Below are 21,163 nucleotides of genomic sequence, written 5' to 3'. Positions count from 1 at the left end.
CAGGAATCGAGGGACCCCCATGAGCCGCCAGCAGCCGCACGAGGATGTGGCAGCCTACGCACTGGGCGTCCTGGAACCCGCCGACGCATTCCGCTTCGAGGAGCATCTCGCCGAGTGCGTGATGTGCACGGTCCGGCTCTCGGACTTCACCGCCGTCGCCCAGGCCGTCGCCGAACTCGCCGGACCCACCCGTACCGACGCCCGCCCCTCCCCCCGGCTGCTGGACCGGCTCACCCGGCAGGTGGCGCTGGAGCGGCGGCGCGGCCGCAGGCGGCGGATGCGGCTGGCGGCCGCGGCGGCCGTGCTGATCGTCGGCCTGCCCGCCGCCGTGGTGGCGGCGCGGGACGGCGCGCGGCCCGCACCGCAGCGGGTGGTGGCGGCCGACCCGGTCACCGGGGTGCGGGCGTCGGTGGCCCTGGAGGACCGGGGGTGGGGGACGTCGGTGGCGATGCGCCTGGCGGGGCTGCCGGGGCCGCGCACCTGCCGGCTCGTTGCGATCGGCAAGGACGGGGTGGAGCATCCGGTGCTCAGCTGGTGGGTGCCGGCCGGCGGGTACGGCGTGGCCGACGGCCCCGGACACGCGGGCCCCCTGGACATCGAGGGGACCACCGGCCTGCACACGGCGGAGATCGGCAGGTGGGAGGTGCGCGGCGACCGCGGCGAGCGGCTGCTGTCCATCGGCGGGTGAGCAGGGACGGGTGCCGCGCCGCCGGCCCGGCGCTCCTTCGGGGGGACCCGAGCGAACGGAACCCGCGCCCGGCCGTCCGAGGCGGCCGGGCGCGGGTGTCCCCGCGGCCGAGGTCAGGGGCTCGTGAGGATGACGAGTTGCTGGGTCGCCCGGGTCATCGCCACATAGCGGTCGACCGCACCTTCGATGCCCGTGCCGAACTCCTCCGGGTCGACGAGGACGACCAGATCGAATTCGAGCCCCTTCGACAGCTCCGGGGTCAGCGACCGGACGCGGGACGTCGTCGGCCGGTATGTGTCCTCCCCGATGTCACCGGCGCCGATGACGCAGGCGATCCCGTCGGCATGTGCGGCGAGCCAGGTGTCGAGGACCGAGTCCAGGTCCGAAACGGATCCGTGGACGACGGGGACGCCGCCGCTCCGGATGGAGGTCGGCACATTGGCGTCCGGGAGCACGGCCCGGATGACCGGCTCGGCCTCCGCCATGATTTCTTCCGGCGTCCGGTAGTTGATGCTCAGCGATGCCAGGGTGATCCGGTCGAGCCCGGCCCGCTCGAGCCGTTCCTGCCACGACTCCGTGAACCCGTGCCGGGCCTGGGCACGGTCCCCGACGACGGTGAAGCTCCTCGACGGGCACCGGAGCAGCAGCATCTGCCACTCCGCGTCGGTCAGTTCCTGGGCCTCGTCCACGACGATGTGCGCGAACGGGCCGGCGAGCCGGTCCAGGTCGGTGCCGGCCGACGCGGTCGCGTCGACCAGGGCGTCCTGGAAGTCCTCGCCGCGGAGCATCGTCACCAGGCCCGTCCCGTACTCGTCGTCGGCAACCTCGATCAGGTCGTCGACGACCCTGGCCATGCGCTCGCGTTCGGCGGAGAGTGCGGCCTCACGCCGGCGCTTGCGTCGTGATGCCTCCGGGTCGCCGAGGCGTTGCCGGGCCGCGTCGAGGAGCGGCAGGTCGGACACCGTCCAGGCCTGGGCGTCCGCGCGCTGCAGCCTCTGCACGTCGTCGCGGCTGAGCCAGGGAGCGCACTTGCGCAAGTAGGCGGGCACCGACCAGAGGTCTCCGACGAGGTCGGCCGCCTCGATCAGCGGCCACGCGCGGTGGAGGGCCGTGCGCAGATCCCTGTTCTGCAGCAGCGACTTGCGGACGAGGTCGGGCGAGGTGTCGCCGTCGTACTTGTCCACCAGGATCGCGACCAGCTCCTCCATGATCTGGTCGCGCGCCTCGTTGTGCGGAGTACCTTCCGCCGCGTCGAACGCCACGGCCCAGTCGTCTGCGCTCAGCCAGATGTCGGACCAGTCGGTCGAGACCGTCATCCCCTCGGCGGGCGGCTCCTCGTAGAACCTGACGGCCGTCTCGATCGCCTTCACCAGGTCCGCTGAGGACTTCAGGCGGGCCACGTCCAAGTCGGCCTCGACCGCTGCCGCGGCTCCTTCGGCGACGAGGTCCCGCAGGGTGCAGGTCTGCACGCCCTCCTCTCCGAGGCTGGGCAGGACGTCGGCGACGTAGTTCAGGTAGGGCCGGTGCGGACCGACGAACAGCACGCCGCCCCGGCGGTGACCCAGGCGGGGGTCGGAGTAGAGGAGGTAGGCGGAGCGGTGCAGGGCGACGACGGTCTTCCCCGTACCCGGACCGCCGTCGACGACGAGAGCACCGCGGGATCCCGCGCGGATGACGGCGTCCTGGTCGGCCTGGATGGTGCCGAGCACGTCGCGCATCCGTGGCGACCGGTTGCTGCCGAGGCTTGCGATGAAGGCGGACTGGTCGTCGAGCGCGGCGTGCCCGGCGCAGCGCCCAATCAGCTCGTCTCCGACAAGACCGTCCGAGGTGAACACCTCGTCCCAGTAGTCGCTGATCCGGCCGCGGGTCCAGCGGTACCTGCGGCGGCTTGCCAGTCCCATCGGGTTGGCGTGGGTGGCTCCGAAGAACGGCTCGGCCGCGGGTGAGCGCCAGTCGACCAGCAGCCGACGACCCGTGCTGTCGGTGAGGCCGAGCCGTCCTACGTATACGGGCTCGGGGTGGTCCGCACCGACCATGTGCCCGAGGCACAGGTCAAGACCGAAGCGGCGCAGCGCGCGCAGGCGAGCGGTCAGCCGGTGGATCTCCGCGTCCCGGTCCATCGCCTGCTGACCGATGCCGCCGGGCGCCCTGCGCTCGGCTTCGAGGCGGTCGGACAGTTCGGCGATCGACTGCTCGAGGCACACCGCGATGGCCGCGAAGTGCTGCTCGTCGCCGGCGATCAACGTCGGATCGGCCTTGGGGGAGAGGTGGTCGGGAAGGTCGAAAGCGCTGGTGGTCAGGGGGTTCACGGCATCAGCTCCGATGTGCGGCCGCGTGCGGCCATGGCGCGCGGCAAGGCGCCTGGACCGGCGTGACGAACGGGGTGGCCACGGCGGGCAACGCTCCGCCTGACGTGGACCCCGTGGTCGTTGCCGGTACAGGTCGCCAGGGTTCGCAGGTTCTCGTGTTACGGGTCCTGGCGGGATGATCCGCGGGGTTCACGCGGACGCTGTCGGCCTCTCTCGGCCGATCATTTCGAGCAGCAGCTTCGCGGCCACCGTCGCCCCGTCGGTGCGGATCTCGCCGGCCACCGCCCTCGCCCGGGCGCGGGTCTCGGGGGTCAGGGCCGTCCCGAGCGCGGCCGAGAGGGACGCGAAGGCCGGAGTCGGACCGTCGTGTGCCGCCCCGATGCCCAGGTCGGCCACCCGGTGGGCCCAGTACGGCTGGTCAGCCAGCTGGGGTACCACCACCTGGGGCGCGCCTGCCCGGGCGGCCGTCGTCGTCGTGCCCGCGCCGCCGTGGTGCACGACGGCGGCCACCCGGCCGAACAGTGCCTGATGGTTGACCTCGCCGACGGCGAAGCAGTCGTCCTGGTCGTCGATCAGGCCCAGGTCGGCCCAGCCGCGCCCGACGAGTACGCGGCGGCCCTGCGCGCGGACCGCCTCGATGGCCACCTGGGCGGCGTCCTTCGAGCCGTGCATGGGCATGCTGCCGAAGCCCACGTACACCGGTGGTTCGCCGGCGTCCAGGAACGACACCAGCTCGGCAGGCAACGGACGTTGGTCCGGCAGGATCCACGCGCCGGTCTGCACGACGTCGAGGTCCGGTGTCTCCTGCCACGGGTCCAGGACCGGGTCCGTCGCCAGCCACGGCCGGTCGCCGATGACGTAGTCGCGGACGTTGTCCACCGGCGGCAGGCCGATCGACGCCCGGTTGGTGTTGAGCGCCTCACCGAACAGCGCGTCGATGCTCTGGGCGTCCAGGTCCCACAGCACCCGATTGTCGGTCACCTCCGGCGGGAACGGCCGGCCCTGATACGCCAGCGGCGGGCGCCGCAGCGACGGCAGGGTGAGCTGCTGGAAGGTCACGGACACGGAGCGGATGCCCAGTTTCTCGGCCACCGACCGCCCGCCGGCCGCGGCCGGCATCATGCCCGTCGCCACCATCGCGTCGCATCCCTCGGCCGCCGCGATGACCGCGTCGAACTGGCAGGCGATCACCGCGGCCGCGCGCTCGGGCAGGGACGACGGCGGCGGCGCCTCCGTCGTCAGCGCGCGCGCCGACGGGCCGACCGGCACCAGTTCCACGCCGAAGCCGCCCAGCAGCTTCGCGAACTCCTCGTCCGCCGGCGCGCACACCCGCACCTCCGCGCCGAGTTCCCGCAACCGCACCGCGAGTCCCGCCATCGGTTGGACGTCCCCGCGCGACCCATACGTCGACAACACCACACGCACGTCGTGTATCCCCCATATCCGCAGCTCCTGGCCTTGAGTCGATGATTCTGCGGTACGACCGGGGCCTTGCCGCAAGCCCCCCGGTGCGCTATAAGTTGAGAGTGGCAAGGAGTGGGAAACCTCCTTGCCTTTGTTTTTGTCGTCCACCGTGGACGGACGACGCCGTCACTGGACGACACCGTCACTTCAGCAGGCGCGACAGCCTCCGGTCGGCGAGCGGCTTCCCGCCCGTCTGGCACGTGGGGCAGTACTGCAGGGACGAGTCGCTGAACGACACCTCGCGGATGGTGTCGCCGCACACCGGGCACGGCTCCCCCGTACGCCCGTGCACCCGCAGGCCGCTCTTCTTCTCCGACTTGAGCCGCCCGGCCGCCACGCCCCGCGAACGTGCGACGGCCTCGGAGAGCGTGGTGCGCAGCGCCTCGTAGAGCACGTCGGTCTCGTGTTCGTCCAGGTTGTGGACCGGCTTGAAGGGCGACATCTTCGCCGCGTGCAGGATCTCGTCGCTGTAGGCGTTGCCGATGCCTGCGATCAGGCTCTGGTCGCGCAGCGCGCCCTTGATCTGGCGCCGCTCCCCCGCGAGTACGGCGGCGAAGGCGGCGCGGTCGAAGGAGTCGGCGAGCGGGTCGGGGCCGAGCCTGGACACGCCGGGCACATCGGCGGGGTCGCGTACGAGGTGCACGGCGAGGCGCTTGGTGGTGCCCGCCTCGGTGAGATCGAAGCCGGCGCCGTCCGTCAGCACCGCACGCAGGGCGAGCGGCCCCTTGCCCGGCCGGGGCGGCGTCGCGGGGAACTCGTCCTTCCACTGGAGCCAGCCCGCGCGGGCGAGATGGACGACCAGGTGCAGTTCGCCGGCGGTGATGTCGAGCCATTTCCCGTGCCGGTCGACGGCCGTGACGGCGGCCCCCTCGATCGCGGTCAGCGGCGGGTCGTACGTCTTGAGGACGCTGACGGCCAGCGGCATGACGCGGGCGATCTCGCGGCCGACGAGGTGGCCGTCGAGGAATTCTCGGAGTGCTTCGACCTCGGGCAGTTCGGGCATGTCTCCACACTGCCGCATGGGGCGGCCCGCCGCACCGACTGCGGCCCGTACCGGTGCCGCGGGCGGTCGGGGCGGAAGTCACAGGCCGTAGACGCGGGTGGCCGTCGCGCCGAACACGGCCCGTCGCTCGTCCTCGCCGAGGGCGTCCGTGAGCTGCCGGGCCGCGTCGAGGACCTCGCCGTAGGAGGCGGCGAGCCGGCACACCGGCCAGTCCGAGCCGAACATCAGCCGGTCCGGTCCGAAGGCGTCGAGCACGGTGTCCGCGTACGGCCGCAGGCCGGTCACGGTCCAGCGGCTCCAATCGGCCTCCGTCACCAGTCCGGAGAGTTTGCAGACCGTGTTCGGCCGCGCGGCGAGCGCGCGTACCGCCCCGGCCCAGGGGTCGAGTGCGCCGGAGGCGACGGGCGGCTTGCCGAGGTGGTCGAGCACGAAGGTGAGTTCGGGGACCCGGGCCGCGGCCTCGGCGGCGGCGGGCAGCTGGGACGGCAGCACGACGAGGTCGTACGCGAGCCCCGCGCGGGCGACCGCCTCCAGTCCGCGCAGCACGTCGGGTCGCACCAGCCACCGCGGGTCGGGCTCGCCCTGCACCTGGTGGCGGATGCCCACGAGCCGTGCGCCGCCCGGGAGTTCGCGCAGGGCGGCCAGGGTGTCGGCGACGTCGGGCGCGGTGAGGTCGGTCCAGCCGACGACCCCGGCGACGAGGCCGTCGGAGTCCGCGAGGGCGAGGAGCTCGGGGGTCTCCTCGGCGACGCACACCGTCTGGACGAGCACGGTCGCGTCCACTCCGGCGGCGTGCGCCTCGGGGCGCAGGTCGTCGACCGAGAAGCTGCGGCGGATGGGGGCCATGTCCGTGCCGGTGATCCACTCCTGGTCCCGGACGGTGAGGTCCCACACGTGGTGGTGGGCGTCGACGACGGTCACCGGCTGTCCGTGCGAAGGTCCCACACGACGGGCAGCGAGGCGTTCGTGCCGTCGGAGGAGTAGTCGTGGGCGACGTCGAGGAGGCCGGCCATGCGGGTCTGCCAGGCGACGTTGACGGGCAGGTGCTCCAACTGGGCGAGCAGGCGGGCGTAGTCGTCGCATTCGAGGACGTGGAAGAGGTCGGTGCCGCTGCGCCAGATGGTCCAGGAGGTGACGCCTGCGGCACGGATGGCGTCGGTGAGGGCCTCGGGGACCTCGCGGTGGGCCTGTTCGTAGGCGTCGACACGGTCGGCGCGGACCTTGGTGTGCAGGGCGACTTTCATCCGGTGACCTCCGGGTTGCGGTCCGGGCCGGGCGCGGCCCCACCGCGCGGGCCGGACTCCTGACTCGACGGACCGCGCCCTTGACTTGACGGAAGCGGCGGACCCGACGGGCCGGGCGCGGGTGGTGGTGGCGCCGTGGGCAGGAGTCCCCCGGCGCGCAGTTCGTCGTAGAGGGCCGCCGGCACCTGCGCGGCGTACAGGCGCGCCGTGTCGCGCACCTCGGCCGCGCTGCGGCAGCCGATCACCGCACCGGCGACGGCGGGATGCCCGAGGGAGTAGTGCAGGGCCGCGGCCCGCAGGGGTACGCCGTGGCGGGCGGCGATCTCCTTCATCCTCAGCGCCCGGTCGAGGACGGGCCGCGGGGCAGCGGCGTAGTCGTAGCGGGCGCCCGGGCGGGGATCGGCGAGCAGTCCGGAGTTGAAGACTCCGCCGACGACGACGCTCCTGCCCCGTGCCGCCGCCTCCGGCAGGAGTTCGGTCAGGGCGCTCTGGTCCAGCAGGGTGTACCGGCCGGCACACAGGACGGCGTCGACGTCGGTGTCGCGCAGGAAGCGGGTGAGCATCGCGGACTGGTTCATGCCGGCGCCGATGGCCCTGACGACGCCTTCGGCGCGCAGCTTCTCCAGGGCCGGGTAGCCGTACCGGAAGGCATCGTCCTCGTGGTCGTCGGGATCGTGCAGATAGACGATGTCGACGCGGTCGAGGCCGAGGCGGGCCAGGCTGTCCTCGATGCTGCGGCGGATGCCGTCGGCGCTGAAGTCCCATACACGGCGGTGGTCGGCGGGGACGGCGAAGCCGTGGGCGAGGTCGTCGCCTTCGGCCGGGCAGGGTTCGAGGAGCCGCCCGGCCTTGGTGGACAGGGTGTAGCTGTCCCGGGGCCGTCCGCGCAGCGCTTCGCCCAGGCGCCGTTCGGACCGGCCCAGCCCGTAGTGGGGTGCCGTGTCGAAGGAGCGGATACCGGTGTCCCAGGCGGCGTCGACGGCGGCGGCCGCGGCGTCGGGGTCGACGGGGGCGTAGAGGTTGCCGATCGCCGCCGCGCCGAAGGAGAGTCGGGTGATCTCCACCGTGCCGCGTCCGAGCATGCTGCGTCGCATCCCGTTGCTGCCCCTTCGCCGTGGGTCCGGGCGACCTTCGGTCACCGCATATTCATCGGACCACTACGGCGGAGTCAACACCCATGCACGGCAAATCCCCGAGCCATACCGGCCATCGGTCCGATCTATCGCACCGCGCCCTCGCGTGCCACCTCGCCGCCGACGAGATCGAGCAGCACGTCGAGCTCCTCCCGCGTCGCGTCCGCCAGACGGTCGAGGTCGGGCAGCGCCTTGCCGTCGGCGACCAGTCCGATGTGCACCTGACCGCCGTACGTCGACATGGCCACGGCCAGCGACTGACCCCGCGCGAGCGGCGCCATCGGGTAGATCTCACGCAGGGGGCAGCCGCCGAGGGACAGGGCCGAACGGGGCAGCGGCACGCTGGTGACGAGGACGTCGAAGAGCATCCGGGCGGCACCGCCGGCGAGCGGGGCCCCGAACCGGTGTGCCAAGGGCGGCAGTTGGTCGGCGAGCAGCGCGACGGCACCGGCGCCGCGCGCCGGGCCCGCCGCCTTGTTGCGGTCCATCGCCCTCCGGACGGAGGCGAGGCGCGCCAGGGGGTCGGGTTCGGCGACGGGCAGCTGGAGCAGGTAGGCGGACAGCTTGTTGCCCGAGCCGGACGGGCTGCCGGGGCGGCGGCGTGAGACCGGCACCAGGGCGCGTGGGCCGGCGGCGGGCAGCCGTTCGCCGCGCTCCTGCATCCAGCGCCGCAACGCGCCGGCGACGACGGCGAGGAGGACGTCGTTGGCTGTGCCGCCCGCGACGCGGCGCACCTGCTGCACGTCGTCCAGCGGCAGCACGGCGGTGCCGAGCCGGCGGGTGCCGCTCGGGGCCGCGGTCAGGGCGGGCAGTCCGCGCGGGTCGAGCCGGCTGGCGCGTACGACGGATGCGCCGACACCGACCGCGCGGCCCAGCTCCTCGATACGGCTCTGGGCGAGGTCGGCGAGCACACGGGGTCCGGCGAGCCAGGAGCGCGGGGGCACGGGGCGCGCACGGCGGCTCCCGGTATGGCGGGCGTCGGCGATCTCGTCGAAGATGCCCGCGCCGATGGCGACGGCGCGCATGCCGTCGGCGAGGGCGTGGTGGAGTTTGACGAGGACGGCGAAGCCTTCGTCGCGAGGGCCGCGCAGGAGGTACATCTCCCACGGGGGCAGTCCCCGTTCGAGCGGACGTTCCATCAGTTCACCGGCCGCCGCGGTGACCTCGGCGGCGAAGTCGTCGCCGGTCAGACCCACTTCCCGGACGTGGCGGCGTACGTCGAAGTCCTTGGTGGTGCTCCAGGCGGCTCCGCCGACGGGAAGCAGGACGTCGCGCACCCGCATCCTCAGTCGCGGAATGGCGGCGGCGCGGTCCGCGAGCAGGCCGAGGACGCCGTCGGCCGCCTCGCCGCCGGGCCGGGGGCCGAAGAGGGCGAGGGCGCCGAGATGCATCGGGTGGCCGGTGGATTCCAGATGCCAGAACGCCAGGTCCAGCGGGGCGAGAAGCTCAGAGCTCACGTGGTCCTCATGTCTCCTGGGAGGCCGGGAGTCGCAGTCAACAGCTTCCCGTCGGTTACGGTCAAGTACGATCGATTCACTGTCAGTTAACAGTCGGCGACCATCAGATCTCAGCCCGGTCCGGAATGACGAACTCGCACCACACACACTTGCCGCTGCCGCGGGACTCCACGCCCCACGACTCGGACAGCCGCTCGACGAGCATCAGGCCGCGTCCTGAGACCCCCGACACCCCCGCGTCCCGCCTGCGGGGCAGCGCGCTGGAGCGGTCCTCGACCTCCACCCGCAGGCGCCGCTCGGTGCCGGAGAGCACCCGTACGGTGACGATGGCCCCGCCGTCCGTGTGCACCAGCGCGTTGGTGATCAGCTCGTCGGCCGCCAGCTCGACCTCGTCCGCCCGCTCGCGCGCGCCCCACGCCCGCACGGCCGCCCCGACCATGTGCCGCGACGACCGCAGCGCCTCGGGGTCGTTCTGTCCGACGTGCTGCTGGAGGCGGCCGAACGTCTGGCGCGCGTAGACGCCTTTGCGGAGCAGCAGCAGGAGGGCCACGTCGTCGTCCCCGGCGCGCTCGTCGACGACCTCGCACAGCCGGTCGGCGAGCAGCTGGAGGTCCCGGGGCCCGCCGTGCACCAGGGCGGTCAGAAGCTGCATCCCGTCGTCGAGATCGGCGCCCGGCTGCTCCACCAGGCCGTCCGTGTAGAGCAGCAATGTCTGGCCCGGGTCGAGTTCGAGGGTGCTGACCGGGTACTCGAGCCGGCCGAACTCGGCCGAGAGCCCGAGCGGCAGCCCGCCCGGCACCGGGAGTCTGCGGCAGCTGCCGTCCTGGGCCCTGATCAGGGGATCGACATGGCCCGCGCGCACCATCTGGACCACACCTGTGGACAGGTCCACCTCGGCATAGGTGCAGGTCGCGAACCGGTCGGTGTCGAGCTCGTGGAGGAAGACCGATGCCCGGGCCATCACGGTGGCGGGCGTGTGGCCCTCGGCCGCGTAGGCCCGCAGCACGATGCGCAGCTGGCCCATGACGGCCGCCGCGTGCGTGTCGTGGCCCTGTACGTCGCCGATGACGGCACCGACCCGGCCGCCCGGCAGCGCGATGATGTCGTACCAGTCGCCGCCGATGTCCCGGCCGAGGCGGGCGGAGCGGTAGCGCACGGCGATCTGGGCGCCGGGCACCTCGGGGATGCGGCGGGGCAGCATCGCCTGCTGCAGCCCCTCGGCGAGGTCGTGCTCCTGCTCGTACAGGACGGCCCGCTGGAGGCTCTGCGCGATGCTGCTGCCGAGGGCGACCAGCAGATTGCGCTCCTCCAGCGTGAAACCGCTCTTGTCCCGGTACAGCAGCCCGAGCGCCCCGATGGGCCGGGCCTGGGCGATGAGCGGCAGATAGGCGGCGGCGGAGATGCCGAGGCCGCTGATGTGCGGCCACAGCTGCGGGTAGGACTCGGCGAAGTCCTCCTTTGACTCGATGAACCGGGGGGCGAGCGTGCGCACCACTTCGCTCATCGGGTACTGATCGTCGACGCGGGTGTAGCGGGTGCCCGGCACGAAGGAGCCATCCGGCCCCTCGGCCACCAGGTGGATCCGCCCGGATTCGAGCAGGCCCATCACCAGGCTGGTCGCGCCGAGATGTTCGAGGCCGTGCGAGTTCTTCAGCAGCTCGATGACGTCCTGGACGGTGCGGGCGTGCGCGAGCGCGGCCGTCGTGGTCTCGACGACGCTGGTCTGGCGGCGCCGCTCCTGGTCCACCTCGATGCGTGCGCTCGAGTCGGCGAGCTCCTGGGTGGCGTCCCGCACGATGCCGATGATGCGGACGGGACGACCGCTCTCGTCGCGCCGCACACACGCCTGGGTGTGCGTCCAGCGCAGGGTGCCGTCGCGGCAGCGGATGCGGAAGTACGCGCCGTAGTGGTCGCTCCCGCGCTTGAGGGCCTGCGCCACCATGCTGTCGAGCCGGACGGCTTCGTCCGCCGGCACCCGTACGGCAAGGCTCGCCGGGTGGCCGTCGTACTCGTCCGGGTGCAGATCGAACACGTCGAGGCCAGGCTCGTCCATGTGCATCAGGCCGCTGGTGAGGTCCCAGTCGAAACAGCCCATGCGATTGAGCGTCAGACTCACGTCCGCGTGCGCCGGCCAGTCGTCGGGGAGCGACAGGGCACCCGCTGCCCGATCAGCCATGGAGCCACTCTGCCATCATTCGGCGCATTCCACGAGCGGATCGGGCAGGCTCGCTCAGCCCTGGAAGGGGTCCGGCGCGGCCGGCTCCTCGGAGAGCGGCACGGGGTCCGGTTCGACCGGGAGCGGGGGCCCCGCTCCCGGGACCGGCGGATCGTCCGGCGGGGGCGCGGCCGGGTCCTGCGGCTCCTCGGGCAGGGGCCCGGGAGCCTCGTCCGCCGGGTCGCCGGGCAGCTGCGGCTCGGGCGCCATGTCCTCGGGTGCGGGGGCGTCCGGAACCGGGCCGTCGGGCACCGGGCCGTCCGGAACCGGGCCGTCCGGAACCGGGCCGTCGGGCACCGGGGCGTCGGGCACCGGGGCGTCGGGCACCGGGGCGTTCGGCACCGGGTCCTGCGGGGAGGGCGTGCCGTCGGGACCGGCGGGGAGGCCGGACTCGCCCTCGCCGGAGGAGCCGCCCGGGTCGGCGGGGTCGACAGGTTCCGTACGCGTCAGGTCGGAGAAGACCTCGTCGGGGTCGACGGGTGGCAGGACCTCGGGGCGTGCGTCCTCCTCCCCGTCGGTGCCGGAGGGCCGTTCGATCCAGGTGTGGTCGGCGGTGTTGACGATCACCAGGTTGTTGACGACCTGGGTGGCCGGCTTGATCACGAGGACGCGGTCGGTGCGGTAGCCGGGCCACGCCTCTCCCTTGGTCACGACCGCGCCCTTCGCGGGGACCGGCGGCTTCAGCGGGGTGCCGCCGGCGCAGCGCACCCGGGGGGCGCCGTACTGGTCGACGAGGACGGCGGTGCCGGCCTGGAGGACGGCCTGGTACGCCGATGCCTCGCCGTCACGGAAGGCGTGGCCGGTGATACGGGTGTCGGCGCGCAGCAGGACCGGGGTGAGGCCGCGCAGGAACTGGGGGATCTCCAACCGGTCGATGCCGGCCCCCTCGGCGAACGCGCGGTCCCTGTCCTTTCCCTTCCCCTCGTCCTTGCTGTCGTGGCCGCTGAGGAGGCGCACCTGGGCCTCGACGTCGCAGCTCGCGACCTCCTGGGTGCCGCCGTACAGGCCGGGGGTGGAGCCCAGCATGGTGCGCAGGGTCGTACCCCCGCCCGACGGGCTCGTGGGCGCCGGGGTGACGGGCGGCGGTTCGAAGGCGGGTGTGGGGTAGGCGGTCGATGCCGTGAAAGGGTCAGCGCCCTTGGCGGCCGAGGGCTGGAGGAGCACCTCCTCCGAGTCCTCCGCCCGGCTTTCGCCGCCGCATCCGGCGGCCAGCGGCCCCACACTCAGCACGGCGACCGCCGCGAACAGACGACGCATCGGTGAGCGCACCAAGATCTCCCGCCTCCTGCAGCTCGACATGTGCCTCCATTTCTGACGGATCGACAGACGAGCCGCGACTTGAACGCGTTCAGTTCACCCCCTAGGGTTCAGTCCAAGGAATTGAACATGTTCAAGCCCTGGGGTGGGTGCCTGATGTCCGCACTGGTCAACCTGATCGTGATGCTCGGAATGCTCTTCGTGGTGCCCGCGGGCCTGCGCCTGATCGACCCGGTCCGGCTCGCGCCCATTCGGCGGACATGGCCGCTGTTCGCGGTGGCGGGATCGGTCGCCCTGTGGCTGCCCCGCGGCACCGCCGCCGTGGCACTCGCCGGCATCTACGCCGTCGGCACGCTGCTCCTGGCCGCGCAGGCGCCGAGACGGCTGCTTCGCACGCGATCGCTCGCCCCCGCCGAGTTCGCGGTGCTCACCGCGCTGGTCACGCCCTCGGTCGCGGGCGTCGCACTGGTGGCCGAGCGGGCCGGACACGAACTGTTCGGCTTCTCCCTGCCGATCCTGGCGCTCACCGTGCCCCACTTCCACTTCGCGGGCTTCGCGGCCGCACTGGTGGCGGGCCTGGTGTGCGGAGCCGCCCGCGGAACCGGGCTCGCCCGGTTCGCGGCCCTGAGCGTGCCGGCCGGCACCCTGCTCGTCCTCGGCGGTTACTTCGCGGGCGACTGGGCCGAGCTGGCCGGCGCACTGGTGCTGACCGCCGGCATGTGGGCCGTGGCGCTGCTGACCTGGCGCGACGTCCGCGGCGCCGAACGGGACCGCGGCACGCGGACGCTGCTCGGTGTCTCCGCGGCCGTCCTGGTTGCGACGATGCTGCCGGCACTGAGCTGGGCCGCCGGCGAAGCCGCGGACCTGCCCCACCCGAACCTGACCTGGATGGCCGCCACCCACGGCCTCGGCAACGCACTGGGCTTCGCCCTCTGCTCGCTGCTCGCCTGGCGACGACTGAAGGAGACCGCCGTATGAACCGCCCGGACACGCGAGGCGCGCTCACCTACCCCGAGACGGGCGCCACCCGGCACGGCCCGCTGCCGGACGGCTACCACCATCTGCACCACACGACCCGCGTCGGCCGCGGCCGCGCCGCCTTCGAGGCGGCCGGGGCCGCGGTCACCGGCTGGCGCATGCACCGCGCCTCCGGGGCCCGGATGCAGGCCACCGCGGACCGGGCCGAGGCCGGGGTGCGCGTCCTGGTGTCGCCGGGCGCCGGGCCGCTGCGGCTGACCGCGCCGTGCGAGGTGATCTGGGCCGTGTACGAGAAGGACCGGACGGGCTTCGCGTACGGGACGCTGACCGGTCACCCGGAGTGCGGCGAGGAGGCGTTCACGGTCGACCTGCACGACGACGGCTCGGTGTGGTTCACGGTGCTGGCCTTCAGCCGGCCCGCCGCCTGGTACACCCGGCTGGCCGGGCCGCTCGTGCCCGTGGCGCAGCGGCTGTACGCCATGCGGCTCGGGCGCGCGCTGCGCGGCATCGCCGCCGGGGCCGCGCGCCCGGCCGACTGATCACCGGGGCGGGAGCTGCCCGATACTGGGAGGGATGGAGTGGTTCGGCGACGATGCCTACTGGCTGAGCCGGCTGGTCTTCCAGCGGGCTCTGGCCGCCGTGTACCTGGTCGCCTTCCTGTCGGCGGCGCTGCAGTTCCGCGCGCTGATCGGCGAGCGGGGGATGTTGCCGGTGCCGGAGTTCCTGCGCCGGGTCACGGCCCGTGACGCGCCGACCCTGTTCCGGCTGCACTACTCCGACCGCTTCTTCGCCCTCGTCGCCTGGACCGGCGTCCTGCTGTCGGCGGCGCTGGTCGCCGGGGCGGCCGACCATGTGCCGCTCGCCGCCGCGATGGCGTGGTGGGCGGTGCTGTGGGCGCTGTACCTGTCGATCGTCAACGTCGGACAGACCTGGTACGGCTTCGGCTGGGAGTCGCTGCTGCTGGAGACCGGGTTCCTCGCGATCTGGCTCGGCAACGAGCGCACCGCGCCGCCGGTGGTCGTGCTGTGGCTGCTGCGGTGGGTGCTGTTCCGGGTCGAGTTCGGCGCCGGGCTCATCAAACTCCGCGGCGACCCGTGCTGGCGCGAGCTGACGTGCCTGTACTACCACCACGAGACCCAGCCGATGCCCGGGCCACTGAGCTGGTTCTTCCACCATCTGCCGAGGCCGGCGCACCGTGTCGAGGCGGGTGCCAACCATGTGGTGCAGCTGGGGGTGCCCGTCCTGCTGTTCACTCCCCAGCCGGTCGCGAGCGTTGCCGCGGTACTGATCGTGGTGACCCAGCTGTGGCTGGTGGTCTCGGGCAACTTCGCCTGGCTGAACTGGCTGACGATCGTGCTCGCCCTGCCCGCCGTCGACGGCTCCCTGATCGTCTACGGTCCCGAACTGCCGGACGCCCCGCTGTGGTACGCCGTTCTGGTGCTCACCGTGGCCGCGGGTCTGCTGGCCCTCAGCTACCGGCCCGTGCGCAACCTGTTCTCGCGGCGGCAGGCGATGAACCGTTCCTACGACGCGCTCCACCTGGTGAATTCCTACGGGGCGTTCGGGACGGTGGGCCGGATCCGCCACGAGATCGTGGTCGAGGGCACGGACGAGCGCGTGGCCCACGAGGGCACGGTGTGGCGCGAGTACGGTTTCAAGGGCAAACCGGGCGATGTGCGCAGGCTGCCGCGCCAGTTCGCGCCGTACCACCTGCGGCTCGACTGGATGATGTGGTTCGCCGCGCTCTCCCCCGCCTTCGCCCGCTCCTGGTTCCTGCCCTTCGTGGAACGCCTGCTGGACGGCGACCGGGACACATTGCGGCTGCTCGCGCACAATCCCTTCCCGGACGCCCCGCCGGCGCAGGTGCGTGCGCGGCTGTACCGCTACCGCTTCACGACCTGGCAGGAGTGGCGGGCCACGGGCGCGTGGTGGCACCGGACCCTCGTACGGGACTTCCTGGCGCCGACGCGGCTGCGCTGAACGCGGCCCGGCCGTGACCGTGCGCCGGGAGCACGCAGTCGGCCTCGTGCGAGGGCACCCTGGACAGGTCCGTGCCCCCTGCCGGAGGGCAGGGGGCACGGGGCGAAGCGCAGATCAGTCGACGCTGGGAAGGATGTGCGGCTCGGCCAGGTCGTCCTCGTATCCGGCCAGCCGGATCGGGGCCGAACGGGCCCAGACCTCGAGGTTGCGGATCTCCTCGGCCTTGCCAGGCCGTTCGGTGCCGTTCTCCGACGGCCGCTTCTCATGCTTCACATCTGGTGTCACCGCGCACTCCTCTGTGTCGCGTATGTGGGACAGGGGCAGTTGGGTCGCGGTGGCGCCGTCAACTCGGGCGGGACCGCGGCCTGGTTGCAGACCTGTCCCAGGAGGGCCGTAGGGGACTGGTAGATCCCTTGGAGGCCGTCCGTTCACCCCAGGGTAACCAAATGAGCGGACCCGTGCTCGATGGGGCCAGTAATTCGGCTCAATTCACGCCAACAACCCCCTCTGAATGGACAACGGCCGGTGCACCTGCTGGTGCACCGGCCGAAGAGGAGGGAAGAAAGGGCGAGTTGCCCGACTTTTACCAGTTTGCGGGAGAGTAGTCCTTGAGGAAGCAGCCGAACAGGTCCTCACCGCTCTCGCCCCGGACGATCGGGTCGTACACGCGGGCGGCTCCGTCGACGAGGTCGAGCGGGGCGTGGAAGCCCTCCTCCGCCAGGCGCATCTTGTCCGGGTGGGGGCGCTCGTCGGTGATCCAGCCCGTGTCCACGGCGGTCATCAGGATGCCGTCGGACTCGAACATCTCCTGCGCGCTGGTGCGGGTGAGCATGTTGAGCGCGGCCTTGGCCATGTTGGTGTGCGGGTGACCCGCGCCCTTGTAGCCCCGGCTGAAGACGCCCTCCATGGCGGAGACGTTCACCACGTACTTGCGCCGGCCCGCGGCGGCCGCCATCACCGGGCGGAGCCTGCTGATCAGGATGAACGGCGCCGTGGAGTTGCACAGCTGCACTTCGAGCAGCTCGACCGGGTCGACCTCGGAGACCGTCTGGATCCAGCTGTTGGTGTCGTGCAGGTCGGGGACCAGGCCGCCGGCGTCGATGGCGGTACCGGCCGCGATGCGCTCCAGCGACGCCGAGCCGCTGACCAGCGCGAGGTCGGTGACGTCCTGGGCGCTCAGCCCCTCACCGCGGGACGAGGGCAGGGCGGCGACGGCGTCCACCGCGCCGCTGCCGAACGTGCCGATGACCTGCGCGGGCGGCAGCTCGCCCGCCGGCAGCGGGGCCGACTCGGCGGTGACGAGCTCGCGGTACGCCTGGGGCGAGCGGCGCACGGTCTGGGCCGCGTTGTTGATCAGGATGTCGAGCGGGCCCTCGGCGGCGACGGAGTCGGCCAGGGCGACGACCTGCGCCGGGTCACGCAGGTCGATGCCGACGATCTTGAGCCGGTGGATCCACTCGTCACTGTCCGGCATGGCCTTGAAACGGCGGATGGCGTCGTTGGGGAACCGCGTGGTGATCGTGGTGTGCGCCCCGTCGCGCAGCAGCCGCAGCGCGATGTACATGCCGATCTTGGCCCGGCCGCCGGTGAGCAGGGCGCGCTTGCCGGTCAGGTCGGTGCGGGCGTCGCGGCGGGCACGGTTGTCGGCGGCGCACTTCTGGCACAGCTGGTGGTAGAAGGCGTCGACCTCGACGTAGCGGGCCTTGCAGATGTAGCAGGAACGGGGGCGCTGGAGTATGCCCGCGATCTCACCGACGACGGACGAGGAGGGCAGCAGCCCCTGCGTCTCGTCGTCGATGCGCTCGGCGGAGCCGGTGGCCGTGGCCTCGGTGACGGCCCTGTCGTGCGCGGTCTTGGCGGCGCGGCGCTCCTGCCTGCGGCGCTGCTTGACCGTCCGGTAGATGCCCGCGGTCGCACGGCGCACGGCGATCGCGTCGGGGTGGTCGATCTCCAGCTTGTCGAGCTCTTCGAGCACGCTCAGGCAGACGGCCAGACGCTCGGGGTCGATGCCCGGTCCGTATACCGGGCTGTCCTCTGTGACGGTCATGGCCTGTGTTGTTCCTCGATCACTCGAATGCCGGAGTTTCAAAAGCGCGATTTTACCGAGTGATGGGGTGGCGACCAAATGACGGGCGTCACGTCGGGGCCGGGCATGCCCGCGGGACGGGACCGGTCTCCCTACCGGGGCCCGGGCGGCCGGTCGAACACGCAGTCCCCGCACAGACCGCCGGACGGACAGCGGTAGTACAGGCAGCAGGTACGGCGCCGCAGCGCGGGCCCCTGCACCGTCCCGGCCAGTTCGGGGTGGGCGAACAGCTCGCGCGCGAGGGCGACCGCACGGTCGGCGGCCTCCGGCCGCCCGGTCCGCCGCGACCACGCCGCCAGCTCCCGCACGGCTCCGGCGAGGGCGGAGCCGGCGTTGCCCCACAGCAGCGGCGCCGAGACGCGGGTGTCGCGGCGCAGCGCGTCGGCGAGGGGCACGAGGTTGCACAGCTGGACGGTCGCGCGCACGGTGTCCGCGTCCCCGGGAAGCCCGCGCACCTCCCGCAGCACCAGATCGTCGGGGGCGGCGCGGCGCGGGTCCCAGTGCAGCAGGGCCGGGTCCAGGTCGGGCACCGCGCCGTGGAGCGCCGCGGACCCGAGGGCCACGGACCACAGCCGGGCGGCGAGCCCGAGATGGGCGACCGACGCGGCGACGCGGCGCTCGGGCGCCCGCAGCCTCGCGGCGACCGTGTCGACCCGTGCGGTGAGCACGGAGTTCCGGCCCGCGTAGACGTCGGCGAGCGGACGGTGCCCCGGCTCCGGCTCGCCGGCGCGCAGCGCGAAGAACCCGCCCACGGACGCCGTCTCGGCCAACAGCGCCGGATCCATGCCGCTCCCCCGCTCTCCCGCCCGCACCGGGCCTCCGAAAACCCGGTGACGCCGCACCGGATCACCGTAAGGATGGCGCGGTGTCCGGCGGCGGACGACACCGGTGCCTCGCGCATGCGATCGTCACCGGCCATGCCGCGCGCGCGGCAGAGGCGCAAATCGGATACTGGGGATGAAACCGTGCGCCGAGCGGGCCGGTGGTCCCCCCGGCCCGCCCGCACCCCCGCCGGAAGGGGGACCGGGACGTCCTCCCGTACTACCCCGGCAGTACGGACAAGTGCGTGCTGGAGAACGACGACGTGAAAGCAGAAGGGGGACAGGGTGGTCACCATGAGCTCCCTCGCGCTGTCCGTGCTCCTGTCACTGGTCTCCGCGGTCGCCTACGCGGCCGGGGCCATCCTCCAGGAGTACGTGGCGACCACCACGCCGTCCCGCCCCTACGCGCCGCTGAACAACGCCCGCTGGTGGGTCGCCGTCGTGCTCAACGGCGCGGGCGCGGTGCTCCACGTCATGGCGCTGGCGTACGGGCCGCTCAGTGTCGTGCAGCCGCTCGGCGCGCTCACGATCGTGTTCGCGCTGCCGATGGCGGCGATGTTCGTGCGGCGCGGGGCGGGGGCGACCGCGTGGCGCGGCGCGATCATGGCGACCGTGGGACTGGCGGGGCTCCTCGCGCTGACCGGGGGCTCCGCGTCCCAGTCGCTGGGCGGCGCGGAACGCGCGGTGCTCGCGGCGGTGACGCTCGGCACGGTGACCCTGCTGTTCCTGGGCGCGCAGGGCGTGCACCGGCCGATCGTCCGCAGCGTCCTGCTGGCCGGCGCGGCGGGCGTCGCCTTCGGTATCGCCTCGGTGTTCACCAAGACCGTCGCGGTCGACTGGGACTGGAGCACGCCGCTGACCCAGTGGCCGAGCCTTCTCGTCATGGCCGTGTTCGCGGTCGGCGGCCTCCTGCTGTCCCAGGCGTCGTATCGCGGAGCGGGCCTCGCGGCGCCCCTCGCCACCGTCACGGTGGTCAACCCCGTGGTCGCGGCGGCGGTCGGGCTCACGCTGTTCGGCGAGGACTTCCGCTACGGCGTGGCGGGGACGGTGCTGGCGCTCGGCTGCGGTGTCGTGGCAGCGGGCGGCCTGATCCTGCTGACGATCGAGCGGCTGGGCAATGGTGTGCACCCCCCGCACCGCCACGCCCCCCGGGTTCGGCCGGAGGGAGGCGCGGCAGTGCGGGGAGATCGCGTCGCGGCCTCGCGCACCGGGTCAGATCGACACGCCGCCGGCCCTGAGGTAGGCGAGGGGATCGATGTCGGATCCGTATCCGGGTCCGGTGCGGATCTCGAAATGCAGATGCGGTCCCGTGCTGTTGCCGGTGGATCCTGACCGGGCTATCCGCTGACCGGACGTCACCTGCTGGCCGGTGCGCACGGTGAGCGCCGACAGATGGGCGTACTGGCTGTACCTGCCGTCGCGATGGCGGATGACGATCTCGTAGCCGTACGCGCCGCCCCAGCCGGCCGACACGACCGTGCCCGCGGCGACGGCCTTCACCGACGTCCCGGTGGGCACGGGGAAGTCCACCCCCGTGTGGTACCCGCTCGACCAGGAGGAGCCCGCCTTGCGGTAGGCGGTCGACGGGCCGGCGGCCACGGGGGCGCTGAAACCGGCGCGCCGGTCGCGCCCCGGCTCGGTCCCGGTCCGCTTCTCGCGCCCGGTCCGCGGCTTCGGTGCCTGCCGCTGGGGCGCCGTCCGCTCCTTCGGCTTCGCGTCGTTCGGCTTCGCGGCGGGCCCGCTGGGCTGCGGGGCGGCGGTTCGTTCCCAGCTGCCGGAGCGCTGGGTGTCGGTGCGCTGTTCTCCGGTGGTGCGTTCCCGGGCGCCGGGACGCTCCTTCACCGGGGCGGCCGGGGCGCGCAGGACCAGCCGCTGGCCGGGGAAGATCAGGTCGGGGTCGTCGCCGACCACCGCGCGGTTCTGCGCATACAGCCGCTGCCAGCCGCCGCTGACCCTCTCCTGTTCGGCGATGCGGGACAGCGAGTCCCCGCGGGCGACCGTGTACCCCTCGCGCCGCGTCGGCACGGTCGTGGGCGACGCGGCACGTTCTGATCCGCGCAGCCGCTCCGGCTCGGCGGGTCCGGCCGGCGCGATGCCCGGCGCCTCCCCGCCCCGGGTGAGTCCGGCGCGCTGCGCACAAGTGGGCCACGCGCGCGGACCCTGCCCTTCGAGGACCTTCTCGGCGACGGCGATCTGCTGGTCCTTGGTGGCGAGGTCGGCGCGCGCGGCGTACCGGGTGCCGCCGTATGCCTCCCACGTGGACTGGCTGAACTGGAGTCCGCCGTAGTGGCCGTTGCCGGTGTTGATCTTCCAGTTGTCGGTGGACTCGCAGGCCGCGACCTTCTCCCAGGCGTCGACGGAAGCCGCGTGGGCCGATCCTGCACCGATGAGAGGCAGCGCCATCCCGGCGCCGCCTGCGGTGACGGTGAGTGAAGCGCGGTTGATGCGACTCGGCTGATAACGACGGTGCCGACCGGTTCCGGCCATGGCGTACTCCCCCACTACCCGTAAATCACACATGCAGGTCA

The 21,163-nt window shown here is 72.9% G+C and carries 18 protein-coding genes; 5 read left to right on the top strand and 13 right to left on the bottom strand.

Annotation, left to right across the window (positions count from 1 at the left end):
• Positions 1-19 precede the first annotated feature (19 nt).
• Positions 20-688 (top strand): anti-sigma factor family protein, encoded by a 669-nt coding sequence (locus tag ACF08N_RS03565; protein ID WP_392322914.1) that lies wholly within the window; start codon positions 20-22, stop codon positions 686-688.
• Positions 689-801: 113 nt separating this feature from the next.
• On the opposite strand, the gene helR is transcribed toward ACF08N_RS03565, so the two are convergent.
• The 9 genes from helR to ACF08N_RS03520 form a co-directional block, all read right to left on the bottom strand.
• Complete coding sequence (gene helR / locus ACF08N_RS03560; RefSeq protein WP_392322913.1) at positions 802-2,997, bottom strand: RNA polymerase recycling motor ATPase HelR; 2,196 nt, start codon at positions 2,995-2,997, stop codon at positions 802-804.
• A 189-nt stretch (positions 2,998-3,186) separates the two neighbouring features.
• A complete protein-coding gene (locus tag ACF08N_RS03555; RefSeq protein ID WP_392322912.1) occupies positions 3,187-4,422 on the bottom strand; it encodes a glycosyltransferase in 1,236 nt (411 codons plus the stop codon).
• 181 nt (positions 4,423-4,603) lie between these two features.
• Positions 4,604-5,464 (bottom strand): Fpg/Nei family DNA glycosylase, encoded by an 861-nt coding sequence (locus ACF08N_RS03550; RefSeq protein ID WP_392322911.1) that lies wholly within the window; start codon positions 5,462-5,464, stop codon positions 4,604-4,606.
• Between the two features lie 78 nt (positions 5,465-5,542).
• Entirely contained in the window at positions 5,543-6,385 is an 843-nt protein-coding gene (locus ACF08N_RS03545) for an amidohydrolase family protein (protein ID WP_392322910.1), read from the bottom strand.
• A complete protein-coding gene (locus ACF08N_RS03540) occupies positions 6,382-6,708 on the bottom strand; it encodes an L-rhamnose mutarotase (RefSeq protein WP_392322909.1) in 327 nt (108 codons plus the stop codon). Before ACF08N_RS03540 ends, ACF08N_RS03545 begins: the two co-directional genes overlap by 4 nt.
• Positions 6,705-7,802: an aldo/keto reductase gene (locus ACF08N_RS03535; RefSeq protein ID WP_392322908.1), complete on the bottom strand. Its 1,098-nt coding sequence runs from the start codon at positions 7,800-7,802 to the stop codon at positions 6,705-6,707. The genes ACF08N_RS03540 and ACF08N_RS03535 overlap by 4 nt, the downstream gene beginning before the upstream one ends.
• Positions 7,803-7,927: 125 nt before the next feature.
• Entirely contained in the window at positions 7,928-9,298 is a 1,371-nt protein-coding gene (locus ACF08N_RS03530; protein ID WP_392322907.1) for a wax ester/triacylglycerol synthase family O-acyltransferase, read from the bottom strand.
• Positions 9,299-9,401: 103 nt separating this feature from the next.
• The gene (locus tag ACF08N_RS03525) at positions 9,402-11,474 is read right to left on the bottom strand and encodes a SpoIIE family protein phosphatase (protein WP_392322906.1); all 2,073 of its coding nucleotides are present in this window, start codon (positions 11,472-11,474) and stop codon (positions 9,402-9,404) included.
• 54 nt (positions 11,475-11,528) lie between these two features.
• Positions 11,529-12,770 (bottom strand): DUF6777 domain-containing protein, encoded by a 1,242-nt coding sequence (locus tag ACF08N_RS03520; protein ID WP_392322905.1) that lies wholly within the window; start codon positions 12,768-12,770, stop codon positions 11,529-11,531.
• Positions 12,771-12,926: 156 nt separating this feature from the next.
• Here ACF08N_RS03520 and ACF08N_RS03515 point away from each other — a divergent pair, with 156 nt between their 5' ends.
• From ACF08N_RS03515 to ACF08N_RS03505, 3 genes are read left to right on the top strand one after another with little or no spacing between them, the layout of a single operon-like run.
• Positions 12,927-13,748: a YndJ family protein gene (locus tag ACF08N_RS03515; RefSeq protein WP_392323415.1), complete on the top strand. Its 822-nt coding sequence runs from the start codon at positions 12,927-12,929 to the stop codon at positions 13,746-13,748.
• Positions 13,745-14,287: a DUF1990 family protein gene (locus ACF08N_RS03510; protein WP_392322904.1), complete on the top strand. Its 543-nt coding sequence runs from the start codon at positions 13,745-13,747 to the stop codon at positions 14,285-14,287. Before ACF08N_RS03515 ends, ACF08N_RS03510 begins: the two co-directional genes overlap by 4 nt.
• Before the next feature lie 34 nt (positions 14,288-14,321).
• The gene (locus tag ACF08N_RS03505) at positions 14,322-15,728 is read left to right on the top strand and encodes a lipase maturation factor family protein (protein WP_392322903.1); all 1,407 of its coding nucleotides are present in this window, start codon (positions 14,322-14,324) and stop codon (positions 15,726-15,728) included.
• A 114-nt stretch (positions 15,729-15,842) separates the two neighbouring features.
• Here the strand turns inward: ACF08N_RS03505 and ACF08N_RS03500 are convergent, their stop codons facing one another.
• From ACF08N_RS03500 to ACF08N_RS03490, 3 genes are all read right to left on the bottom strand, one after another.
• Positions 15,843-16,013 carry a hypothetical protein gene (locus ACF08N_RS03500; RefSeq protein ID WP_392322902.1) on the bottom strand — a complete coding sequence of 57 codons (171 nt, stop codon included), beginning with the start codon at positions 16,011-16,013 and terminating at the stop codon, positions 15,843-15,845.
• A 298-nt stretch (positions 16,014-16,311) separates the two neighbouring features.
• The gene (locus tag ACF08N_RS03495) at positions 16,312-17,775 is read right to left on the bottom strand and encodes an SDR family NAD(P)-dependent oxidoreductase (protein ID WP_392322901.1); all 1,464 of its coding nucleotides are present in this window, start codon (positions 17,773-17,775) and stop codon (positions 16,312-16,314) included.
• A gap of 131 nt (positions 17,776-17,906) precedes the next feature.
• Complete coding sequence (locus ACF08N_RS03490) at positions 17,907-18,599, bottom strand: (2Fe-2S)-binding protein (protein WP_392322900.1); 693 nt, start codon at positions 18,597-18,599, stop codon at positions 17,907-17,909.
• A gap of 330 nt (positions 18,600-18,929) precedes the next feature.
• Here ACF08N_RS03490 and ACF08N_RS03485 point away from each other — a divergent pair, with 330 nt between their 5' ends.
• Positions 18,930-19,967 (top strand): DMT family transporter, encoded by a 1,038-nt coding sequence (locus tag ACF08N_RS03485; protein WP_392322899.1) that lies wholly within the window; start codon positions 18,930-18,932, stop codon positions 19,965-19,967.
• Here ACF08N_RS03485 and ACF08N_RS03480 read toward each other — a convergent pair.
• Complete coding sequence (locus ACF08N_RS03480) at positions 19,848-21,122, bottom strand: transglycosylase family protein (RefSeq protein ID WP_392322898.1); 1,275 nt, start codon at positions 21,120-21,122, stop codon at positions 19,848-19,850. The genes ACF08N_RS03485 and ACF08N_RS03480 overlap by 120 nt on opposite strands.
• Positions 21,123-21,163: the final 41 nt, after the last annotated feature.

The sequence above is a fragment of the Streptomyces sp. NPDC015127 genome, assembly GCF_043080095.1.
Classification (GTDB): Bacteria; Actinomycetota; Actinomycetes; order Streptomycetales; family Streptomycetaceae; genus Streptomyces.
This window is presented reverse-complemented; position numbering and strand designations above follow the sequence as displayed.